Origin of the sequence: Methanocalculus sp., from assembly GCF_030651615.1 — an archaeon.
Classification (GTDB): domain Archaea; phylum Halobacteriota; class Methanomicrobia; order Methanomicrobiales; family Methanocorpusculaceae; genus Methanocalculus.
The window spans coordinates 1-10,436 of record NZ_JAUSCG010000189.1 but is presented as its reverse complement, the minus strand read 5'-3'; the positions used below and the strand labels follow the sequence as shown (position 1 = coordinate 10,436).

Here is a 10,436-nt window from a genome sequence, read left to right as displayed (position 1 = left end):
GCCTCCCAAATATCCTTGATGAGAGCGTACCGTTTGGAAAGGACGACACCGAAAATGTCGAGATAAAGCGGGTAGGAACCCCCAGAATCTTTTCATTTCCGGTGCAAAATCATGGTCAGCTTGCCGTCGATAAGGGATGGGCGGATTTTGAACGGGCCGCACGGACATCCGGTGCAGGGTTTTCTTATCTCAAAGGTAACCTGGCCCTCCTAGACATGGCACTTCAGCGATATGCCATAGATCTCCTGATGAAGAAGGGCTTTACCCCTATCATCCCCCCCTATATGATGAACCGTTCGTCATATGAAGGGGTGACCGATCTCGCTGACTTTGAAGATGTGATGTATAAGATCGAAGATGCGGACAGCTATCTGATAGCTACGAGCGAACATCCGATGTGTGCGATGTACCAGGATGAGATCTTTGAAGAGAAGGACCTCCCACTTCGCCTTGCAGGCCTCTCACCATGTTTCAGAAAAGAGATCGGATCTCACGGAATAGATTCGAAAGGATTGTTCCGTGTTCACCAGTTCCATAAAGTAGAGCAGTTCGTCTTCTGTAAACCTGAAGATTCACCGGCGATTCATGAGGAGCTTCTTGCCAATGCAGAAGAACTCTATACAAACCTTGGCCTTCCCTATCATGTCGTTCTTATCTGCACAGGCGACATAGGAACCGTTGCAGCAAAGAAGTATGATATTGAGGTCTGGATGCCACGTGAAGAGGCATACAGAGAGGTAGTCTCCTGTTCAAACTGCACTGCATACCAGGCTGTCAGGCTTGGGATGAGGATGCGTGACCCATCCAATTTTGAACAAAAACACCATATCCACACCTTAAACTCAACAGAGGTGGCCACCTCACGGACGATCAGGGCGATCCTTGAGAACTACCAGCAGGAAGACGGGTCTGTTGAGATTCCGGTTGTTCTCCGCCCATACATGAACGATCAGGAGTATCTCTGATCTATCCCATCTTTTCTGCCGCATATCGTGCAAGAGCAATGATCGTAAGAATGGGAGGTGATCCCGGTGCTGCCGGGAGAGCTGAGGCATCAGTAACATAGAGCCCCGGTAGTGCCGTCTTAAGCGTTGTATCGAGTGAAACACCGATCCGTGCTGTTCCACAGGGGTGTGATCCCCTGAGAGGGGCGGTGACAAATGTCTTTGGGTTCACACCGGACTCTGTTAGAAGAGAAGCTGCGGTTGCAACCCCCCTGATGAGCCGCTCAGAGTCCCCAACCGTAACCCTCTTCGTAATTGTACTACCGACAGATCCGTCATCGTCATCCTTAATCTTCACCATCATACCGATGATATCTTCAGGTTTTGCTGGTATCCCCTTCTCATGAAGGAGGTTTTGGAGAGGGCGCGAATAATGAGGAAGGATGATCCCACCGTCGAAGGGGCTGTACGCTCCCATCGGAACATCCTGATTCATCCCAATATCCTGAAAGAGACCTCCGATTGAAACGAAGGTATCGGCAAACAGGGGAGTTGTCTGAAGTGAGAGTGTCTGGAGAAACCGGGGTGTTTCAAGAGCTCCCGCTGCAAGGATGACGAGATCATCCCTGTACTCAACTGATCCGACCCTGACACCCGCAGCCTCTCCATGATGAACGATCACCTCATTAGCTGCTCTCTCTGTGATCACCTTCGCTCCATATTCCTTTGCTTTCAAAACGAACCTGAGTGCGGACCAGCGTGCATCATGGGGGCATCCGAATGCACAGAGACCATCCATATAACACCGATCCGGATCGATAAACTTCGGCATCCGGTGCATAGGTAATCCGAATTTTTCTGCTGCATCCATCAGGCGGCGGGTACCGGGTCCGATCAGGTGATCGGGGAGTGTGCGGACGGCAAGCTCTTTCTCAACAGCTGCAAAATGCCGCGATAGATCAATACCCAGTGCCTGCAACTCATCTTCAAGGCATCGCAGAGCATTTCCACCGGAGACCATTGTCGTGCCGCCAAGACAGAATGTCCGCATCAGTCGGACACCTGCATCCACGTTTGCATAGCACCGTCCTGCCTCTCTTTCTGGAACTAACGGCCCTCTCTCAATGATCAGAACCTTATGCCCCGCTTCTGCGAGATATCTGGCAACAGCTGCCCCACCTGCACCCGATCCGACGATGATCGCCATAGTGGTGTATAAGCTGGTATTAGGATTAAGTAACTTCCCTGGGATGACCTTCCCCAAATCTTAACTCTTTCTATGCCTATTCTCTGTTGGGAATATGGATCTTGGCGTTGGAAAGGTAGGAGATCGCGATCTCGGCATCAGTGCTCAGGAACTTGTCACCGGGAGGACATGCGTCATCGCTCAGTCGGGGGCAGGGAAGAGCTGGGGTATTGCGGTCCTCTGTGAGCATCTCTGTAAATCCTATATCGGCTTCTGTTTAATCGACACCGAGGGTGAATACTTCTCACTCAAGGATCGGTTTCCAATCATCTGGATTGGATCGGATGAAGACTGTGATTTTGATATCGAAACAGTCGATCTCTATACGGTGATGAGGGATGCCATCCTCTCTTCACGGCATATCATCTTCGATGTCTCAGAGGTGGATATGCGGGTGAAAGCAACTGCACTTGTCAATATACTGTATGAACTTGAATCTGAGCTGAGAAAGCCTTACCTCCTCATCGTTGAAGAAGCTGACAAGTTTATTCCTCAGTCGAGAGACTCGATCAAGATGATCGAAGAGATCTCACGACGTGGAAGAAAGCGGGGGCTTGGTCTCCTTGTTGCCACCCAGCGTCCATCGCTTGTACAGAAGAATGTCCTCAGCCAGTGCAATAACCAGATCATCGGAAAACTCACAATAGATAACGATTTGAAAGCGGTTGCTCACTTCTTTGATTCGAGAAGAGAGGTGGAAGAACTGATTACTCTCAATCCCGGCGAATTCTATGTGATGGGGGGTCTTGTGAGTGAGAAGACGCTGATGATGTTTGGAGGGCGGGAGACGAAGCACCGGGGAGTAACCCCCCAGATTACTCCGGGGAGACCAAAGGAGATAGAAGAGCCTATACCAATTCAGACAGAGGCGGCACCTATCCCAGAACCTCCAAAATCACCCCCCCCTGAAGAGGAAGGGGAGGAAGAAGAGAGCAGCCGTGTTATTCCGGGAAGCCCGATTGAAGAACAGCCAGAATTAAATACTGCGATCCCGACACTCCTTCAACGTGACGAAGCACTTCGGATTGTGCAGGGGCTCTGTAAGCGGAGTTTCTGGAGGCGGAGATATCTTGAGAGGATCACCCATTTTGAGCGGGTATCATGGCCCTTACTCGTTCTTGAGGTGAAGTACCTCGCAGGCATGCTGAAGAAGAGTACACGAAAGTCATCGTTTATTCTTGAGGCTTTTCATGGGAACCGTGCCGATCTCTCTGACGGACTGATGATCAGACCTGGTTTTTCCGAGCTGATAGGACTTGATGAGGCAGCGGTTGCCATACTATCTGCTCTTTCCCCTGCTGGTCTGACCGTACTTGAGATCGAGGCAGAAACAAGCCTCAGACCGATTGAGGTGAAGAAGGCGATCAAACTCCTTCAGAAACAACATCGTATCACCATGATGAAGTCTGAAGAAGGGGCTGTAGTTTACATCCCCCTCCTGGATCATCCGATCCCAAAACTATCAAATCTTCATTATACGATTAAACAAAAGCTTCACCCCCTTTCCGGGGAGACAAGAAATCCAATGGTTACTGAGGACGAACTCAGAAAGATACTCAAAGGAATTGAACGAACTTCTGAGATCACAAAGATCAGGATGATCTATTACCCTGTATATGAGGCGAGGATCGCATCGGAATCCGGAGGGCGTCAACTCTTTATTGATGGTGTGACGGGGCGCGAGATCATCGGGCTTTCAGCTCCATAACGTTTTTTCCTGATAAAACGTAGTATAAGTGTTTTTCTGCGCAAAAGTTATACGCCGAAACGTCTTTGGAAGGGTATGGAAGATCTTGATTCATTTCGGTGTATCGTCTGCGGATATGTGTATGATCCATTGAGAGGTGAACCACTCCGGGGAATCGAGCCAGGAACGGCGTTTGAAGATCTCCCTGATGATTATGTCTGTCCGGTCTGCGGTGTCGCAGTTATAACTCAGAATTCTGCATTTGTCAGGATAGAACCGGTAGAGGATGTATGCAGGCTTGACCGGTTATATGGGGAAAGATAAGAATAAGGGGAAGAGATGTCTCTGCTTCCTGATGCAACAATCCTTTCAGATCTGGATATCCGGCTTCTTCAGCAGATAAAGGAGTGTTCCCTCCTCGATGCCTTCACCTCTTGCAACCTCACCTGCATTCATAAACCCGTTCTTTTCCAGTACCCGGATTGATGCGATCATGTCCGGATACGTGGTTGCGATGATCTGCTCTATTCCGATGAGCGAGAAGATACCAGGGATCAAGCCTTTTACCGCTTCAGTTGCATACCCCAGACATCGGTACTCTTCTAAAACAGAATACCCAATAACAATACTATCACCTGAAACCGGCGATGATGCAATCCCCCCGCTTCCGATTAATGTCCGTCTCCCTTTTGATCGGTCATCCCTTATCCAGTACCAGCAGGTGAAGTACGGATCACGTTCTTCTTCGATCATCAAAATAAATGATGAGAGTGTCTCCTCATCAAGGAGAGGCGGTGGCCATGCTCCGGGCACATACGCCCGGAGGAGTGTTGATAGTGCTTGTCTGTCGCCTTGTTCACTCTTCAGCATTTCAATGGTTGCAGGGATGAGATGGAGGCGATCCGTACGAATGGGAGTTTGGAATGGTTGTACCATGTTCAGGCTCATAATAGAGATTCAAATAAACAATGCGAGAGGCCGGATTCGAACCGGCGAACCCCTGCGAGACTGGACCCTAAATCCAGCGCCTTTGACCTGGCTCGGCTACTCTCGCACACAATTAACAAGTTCGTATCTTATTAGCCGTCAAACAATAAAAAACAGAACTATCTCACCATACAGGATTGAAAAAATACTCATGCCCGTTGCAGCACAATTTTTTGAGATGAATCACCGTAATCGAAGACGTTCAGTTGAAAAATATGTATTGGCATTCTTTTATTTGATCATCAGAGTATCAAAGAGTAATATGTTGTCTGTGAATCCTCACTCAGATTCCCGCTATCTGTCGCTCTTACGATCGCCGGATGAGGCCGTCAGCCATATAAAAAGTGGCGAAACCATCGTGTATGGAATGAATATCTGCCAGCCTCCGGCACTACTTGGGGCAATTGCAGATCATGTCTCTGCTCATAAACTCAAAGATGTGAACATCTACACATTTCTTCCGAGAGAACATGCACAATCGACTGTTCTTTCCCCAAATCTCTGTGATCAGATAACTCATCATTCATGGTTTACCGGAGAAGCTGACCGGATGATGACCAGGTACGGGTTGAGTTATCATGTTCCATCCTATCTCCACCAGATTCCACGATTATGCAGGGATTTTATGGAGATTGATACGGTGGTTACCACCGTTTCGCCGATGGATAAATCCGGATTTTTCAGTTTTGGCACAGGAAATGATTATATTTCTACAGCAACCCGATATGGAAAAAAAGTAATTCTAGAGGTAAACCAAAATATGCCCCGTGTTTTTGGAGATTCACAGATTCATATCTCTGATATTGATGGGATTGTTGAATGTAACATGCCTCTGTTAGAATTGGTAAGTCCCGGAGAGAAACCGGAAGATGCGATCATCGGACCAATGATTGCCGGGATGATCCCCGATGAAGCAACAATACAACTTGGAATCGGAGGGCTTCCAAATGCAGTTACAAGATCGCTTATAAATCATTCAAATCTCGGTATCCACACAGAGCTGTTCACCGAAGGGATGGTTAACCTGATTGATAAAGGAGTTATTACCGGGAAGAAGAAAAATCTCCATCAACATAAACATATCTTTACCACAGCCGCTGGAACAAAGCATATGTACGACTTTATGAATGATAATCCTTCAATCGAAAGCTATCCTGCATCGTATGTCTGTTCACCCGCCGTTATTGCAAAAAATGACACAATGATCTCGATTAATTCTATTCTTGAAGTTGACCTTCTTGGACAGGCAAATGCCGAATATCTGTCAGGCTCCCTGTTCAGCGGAACAGGCGGGCAGCTCGATTTTGTTCGGGGAGCTTTCGACTCACAAGGTGGAAGATCGATTCTTGCGTTCTACTCTACAGCGAAAGGGGGGACGATATCGAAGATTGTTCCGCGACTCAAAGAAGGGTCCGCAATAACAACCCCAAGACAGGATATTCACTATCTGGTCACTGAATACGGAATTACTAACATGAAAGGGAAAGATACCAGACAACGGGCACTGGCAATCATTGATCTGGCACACCCGTCATTTCGAGATGCATTACTCCGAGAAGCTGATATGATGGGGATAATCTGACCCGTTTTCCCATCTTGAGAAAGCAGCCGGATTATAAAAATCCAATTCCTGATTCAGAGATCTGCCAGTATTGATCTAACCCATCATCTCCTGTTCTTTTGCAGTCCTGAGCTCCCGTATCAGAACCGCATACCCGGCGGCGACGAGGGCGATAAAGAGGGGGCCGAGGATAAAACCGATGAGCCCCATCACTGCAAGACCACCGAAGAACCCAATCCACATCAACAGAGGATTCAGCTTGGCACGCATCCCCATAATGAGCGGTCTGAACAGGAGATCAGGCATTGCGCATACAATCGGGTACCCGATTATGGCGATCAGAGCCGCACTCCTGAGATCCCCAATAGATACTGCATATATTCCAAGGAAGACCATCAGCAGTGAAGGGCCGAGGATCGGGACCAACTGGAACAGTGCCGCAAGTGTCGCATAAAACAGAACATAATCGTATCCAAGGAAGTAGAAGAATGGAACTGCAAGAAGAAATGTGATGATTGCAGTTATGATATGGACGACATAGATCGCATACAGGGTATCAACTGCCACCTTTGAAACCTCCACACATGCTGACGAGAGCCTGCCCGGAAGGACACCGATCAACTCTGTGTATATCTCATCGCTTTTATACAGAAACGCCATCAATGCCATCAGAAAGATTAGAATCTTCACCAGAATCATTGGGGCCTGATACACGAGACTCGTAGACCATGCAGAAAGAGTGTCGAGCTGAAGTATAATCCAATCATTCATCTCAGTCTGACTGATTGTTGGTGTACCGGCTGCTCCGATTGCCCCAAACCAGGTGAGGATGGTATCGATGAGATATGAAATGTAATCGGCATGGGTGTAAAAGATTGCAATCGTAAAGCCGATTGCTGAGGAGGCAATAAGAACAACAAGACTTGCTATGAGAAAAGATGATATAAACGGATTGATCTTTCGGGTTAAAAAGCGTTGAATCGGCAGGAGGACGACAGCAAGGGTGCCCGCGATGATGATTACGCCAAGAAGCTCCCAGAATGCAAGGGCGGCGACTACCATGATTGCACCGACGCAAAGCACTATATTTCTGTCAGGATAACCTCCAACGGTCATATAACAGAGTAATACTCCTCAATAGGTAATAATATAGTGATATTATGCCCGGATTTGAATGTCAGAATCATAAGGTTTTACTATACCTGCGATGATATAACGAATCATCTGGATGAGTCATGCTTGAAGAATATGGACAGATACTCATTGCAACCGCCATTGCATGGATTCTCTTTGTAACAATCGATGTTTTCTGGAGGCTTCCTGAGAAAGGGGGCGTCAGTGGCGCGGATGCGATCGGCTCTGCGATTGCAAAGCATGGCGGAGATCAGCATGGCGGATGGATGATAGGGAATATCGTATCCTCCCCCGATGCATCGGCCGGAACCCTTCTCGCCGCCTGCGGATTCTTTGTTGCAGGTATTCCCGGAGGAATTGCTGCTGCTGCTCTGGTCTATGCAGGGAACAGAATCTGCCATGATAGCGGATATGCGGGAACGAGCGGGGCACTAATCGCCACCTTTGTCATCGCCGGGTGCATGCAGATCGGATTCGGAGCCTCTGACTTTATTGTAGGAACAGTCATTGCAATTCTTACAATTCAGGGAATCTCCCACCCCCATGCAAGCCGCATCCTCGGCCGCCTCTGGAGGTGGAGAGCCTGATTGCTGCTTCAATCTGCCTTATCATCGCCGTTTATTGTGCAATCAGGGCAGTTCTGGAACGGGAGACGCTTCTCAAACTCCCATTTGTGAATGTGATGAACTTTGGAATTGCCGGGTTGATCGTTCTGATCCTCCCCCATCCGCTCACCCTTGTGGCTGCTGCTGCATATTTTGTCGGATCAACCCTTGAAGCAAATGCAATCGCAAGCGCCTATGCACGGAGGGAGCAGCCATGATCGAATCACTCATCACCATCGGTCTGACACTCCTGATCTTCCTCGGTGCAGCTGCGACAGCACTCTGGAAGAATCCGTTTGATAAACTGATCGGATTATCCATACTCTCAGGAGGGGTCATACCATTCATCGTCATGAGGGGGTATCTGGACGTTGCAATCATTGTTGCTCTCGTCATCCCGGTATCAACCATCTTTATCCTTCTCCTCCTCGGGAGGCGGACCTCATGACACCTGAATTTATCCTCGGACTTGGTCTCATCCTCCTTGGAACCATGTCAGTCGCATGGCCCTCTCCAAAAGACTATCTGACCCGGCTGATCAACCTGGAGATACCGGCTTTCGGACTCCTCCTCGTGATGCTCTCCTTTGATGAGATGCTGGCATTGCTGACGTTTATTGCTGTTACAACAGTCTCAACATTCATCTTTGTCAGGGTGATAGGAAAGAGGGAGGCGATCAACTGATGATCCGCAGACTTTCACGAATCCTTTCAGACTTTGATAAACTCTCACAGGTCTATGCCGTCCTTGTGATCATCGTTATCATCGGCGGCCTTCTCACGATCCCCTCGCTTGAATATCAGGGGGATCGACTCTATCCAAAGACGATTCAACGAGACAGCCCCCTTGACCCATATGACCGTGGCGGCATACCCTTTGAAAAGACCGAAGTACAGGCAGAATATCCGGATAACAGTCCGTACCTTGGGTATGTTACCGCATACCTGACACCCTTCTCTCTTGCACTTGCCACGCTTACCCATCATGTCGGCACAACGATCGTTGCTCATCCCGGCGGAATCATCGACGAGATCCTCTACAACACACGGGGTCTTGATACCGTCGTTGAGACGAGCATACTCTTTGTTGCATTCGGAATCGCATCATTCCTCTTCCTGCGGAGGGATGAAGAGTGATCGGTATGTATCAAACCGGGCTTATTGCCGCCTTCATATGTATCATCATCGCCTTCATATCACTCTATCAGGAGACCGATGACCTGCACAGGCTCATCCTCACTGATCTCGCTGAGATCATGGCACTCCTCCTCATTGCTCTTGTTGCAACCGACCTTGCTGAAGCACTGATACTTCCGGGGCTTGTTGTGATGATAGCGGAACTTATGGCCCTTGCCGAGATCTATCTGGTGAAAGAAGGGATACAGCGGAAGAAGATCTCATGTCCCCTTGATATCGAGGTGATACAGACTGCACCTCCGATCCTCGCGGGAATCCTCGTTCTGTATGGGATAATCCTATCTGGATTCTCAGGAGGTGCAGTCGCAGGGCTTGGGATCATCTTCTATTGTGTCTGCAAAGGAAGTGACGAACAGTTCGCCCTCATCGAGACGGCGAGTGGTTATGCATGGGTAGCCTGGATAGCCGCCTTCTTCATCTTCCTCATCCTTCCGGAGCAGTGGTTCTTTGCGGTGATGATCGCCGGTGGCGCCATCCTCGTAAAAGTGATGGCAAAATTCTCTCTTATAGGGACCATGAGTGGTGATCCGAATGTTTGATCAGGGTATTGAAGGTGCCGGACTCTTCATGATAGCATTTGGGGATATCGTTCCCTACTTCAGTGTCTACACAGCAACCCTCTTTGCATTTGCAATAATCTTCATCCTGCTTGCCGCATTCAGCATTCCTGAAAAGCAGATTGATATCATCTTCGGCGGTGATGCCTACTATGCAAAAGAGATCAAGCCCGAAGATCTCCGATTCCAGCGGTTTATGGCACTCGCCTGCGGAGCTGCAACCCTTGGCGCTGTGGTGACGGGTGACATCTTCAATTTCACCCTCTTTGCCGCAATGATCGGGATTACAAACATCGGAATTGTCGCCAGTTCAAGGAACCGTCACGTATTGAATGCCGCATACCAGTATGGGATCGTTGCGATGATCGCCTCTGTTCCGCTCTTTGGCGGGGCAGCCATGATACTTGCAACGACCGGAACCCTCTCGATATGGACACTTGCAGGCATTGGAGCAGCCCCCCTCCTTGCAAAGATTCTCCTCGTCCTCGGGGTTATGGGTGAGGGTATGGCACCGTTTTA

At 48.7% G+C, this 10,436-nt stretch carries 14 protein-coding genes and 1 tRNA gene; 11 read left to right on the top strand and 4 right to left on the bottom strand.

The genetic code is table 11. The annotated features are described in order from the left end of the window. The coding region (gene serS, locus Q7V06_RS08265; protein WP_304840465.1) for a serine--tRNA ligase at nt 1-965 on the top strand (965 nt) is incomplete at its 5' end. A 1-nt stretch (nt 966) separates the two neighbouring features. Here the strand turns inward: serS and Q7V06_RS08260 are convergent. Beyond that, nucleotides 967-2,151, bottom strand: coding sequence for an FAD-dependent oxidoreductase (locus Q7V06_RS08260; protein WP_304840463.1), 1,185 nt, complete (start codon nt 2,149-2,151; stop codon nt 967-969). Between the two features lie 94 nt (nt 2,152-2,245). On the opposite strand from Q7V06_RS08260, the gene Q7V06_RS08255 reads away from it, so the two are divergent. Continuing rightward, nucleotides 2,246-3,898 (top strand): ATP-binding protein, encoded by a 1,653-nt coding sequence (locus tag Q7V06_RS08255; RefSeq protein ID WP_304840461.1) that lies wholly within the window; start codon nt 2,246-2,248, stop codon nt 3,896-3,898. 75 nt (nt 3,899-3,973) lie between these two features. Continuing rightward, on the top strand, nt 3,974-4,201 hold the full coding sequence (locus Q7V06_RS08250) for a rubredoxin (RefSeq protein ID WP_304840459.1): 228 nt from the start codon (nt 3,974-3,976) through the stop codon (nt 4,199-4,201). A gap of 45 nt (nt 4,202-4,246) precedes the next feature. Here the strand turns inward: Q7V06_RS08250 and Q7V06_RS08245 are convergent, their stop codons facing one another. After that, nucleotides 4,247-4,813, bottom strand: coding sequence for a GNAT family N-acetyltransferase (locus tag Q7V06_RS08245; protein WP_304840457.1), 567 nt, complete (start codon nt 4,811-4,813; stop codon nt 4,247-4,249). Between the two features lie 33 nt (nt 4,814-4,846). After that, a tRNA-Leu gene (locus tag Q7V06_RS08240) sits at nt 4,847-4,931 on the bottom strand. A gap of 195 nt (nt 4,932-5,126) precedes the next feature. Here Q7V06_RS08240 and Q7V06_RS08235 point away from each other — a divergent pair. Further along, complete coding sequence (locus tag Q7V06_RS08235) at nt 5,127-6,446, top strand: acetyl-CoA hydrolase/transferase family protein (RefSeq protein ID WP_304840455.1); 1,320 nt, start codon at nt 5,127-5,129, stop codon at nt 6,444-6,446. 75 nt (nt 6,447-6,521) lie between these two features. On the opposite strand, the gene Q7V06_RS08230 is transcribed toward Q7V06_RS08235, so the two are convergent. Further along, a complete protein-coding gene (locus Q7V06_RS08230) occupies nt 6,522-7,541 on the bottom strand; it encodes an AI-2E family transporter (RefSeq protein WP_304840453.1) in 1,020 nt (339 codons plus the stop codon). 119 nt (nt 7,542-7,660) lie between these two features. On the opposite strand from Q7V06_RS08230, the gene Q7V06_RS08225 reads away from it, so the two are divergent. The 7 genes from Q7V06_RS08225 to Q7V06_RS08195 all read left to right on the top strand — a co-directional run. Then, the gene (locus Q7V06_RS08225) at nt 7,661-8,146 is read left to right on the top strand and encodes a hypothetical protein (RefSeq protein ID WP_304840451.1); all 486 of its coding nucleotides are present in this window, start codon (nt 7,661-7,663) and stop codon (nt 8,144-8,146) included. Next, nucleotides 8,134-8,382: a DUF2109 family protein gene (locus Q7V06_RS08220; protein WP_370650834.1), complete on the top strand. Its 249-nt coding sequence runs from the start codon at nt 8,134-8,136 to the stop codon at nt 8,380-8,382. The genes Q7V06_RS08225 and Q7V06_RS08220 overlap by 13 nt, the downstream gene beginning before the upstream one ends. After that, nucleotides 8,379-8,612, top strand: coding sequence for a DUF2108 domain-containing protein (locus Q7V06_RS08215; protein WP_304840449.1), 234 nt, complete (start codon nt 8,379-8,381; stop codon nt 8,610-8,612). Before Q7V06_RS08220 ends, Q7V06_RS08215 begins: the two co-directional genes overlap by 4 nt. Then, nucleotides 8,609-8,848, top strand: a complete 240-nt coding sequence (locus Q7V06_RS08210) for a DUF2107 family protein (protein WP_304840446.1) — start codon at nt 8,609-8,611, stop codon at nt 8,846-8,848. The genes Q7V06_RS08215 and Q7V06_RS08210 overlap by 4 nt, the downstream gene beginning before the upstream one ends. Next, nucleotides 8,848-9,300 carry a DUF2106 family protein gene (locus Q7V06_RS08205; protein WP_304840444.1) on the top strand — a complete coding sequence of 151 codons (453 nt, stop codon included), beginning with the start codon at nt 8,848-8,850 and terminating at the stop codon, nt 9,298-9,300. The genes Q7V06_RS08210 and Q7V06_RS08205 overlap by 1 nt, the downstream gene beginning before the upstream one ends. Nucleotides 9,301-9,305: 5 nt before the next feature. Then, entirely contained in the window at nt 9,306-9,899 is a 594-nt protein-coding gene (locus Q7V06_RS08200) for an EhaG family protein (RefSeq protein WP_304840467.1), read from the top strand. Further along, on the top strand, nt 9,892-10,436 hold a 545-nt coding region (locus tag Q7V06_RS08195; RefSeq protein WP_304840442.1), incomplete at its 3' end, for a hypothetical protein. The genes Q7V06_RS08200 and Q7V06_RS08195, both read left to right, overlap by 8 nt.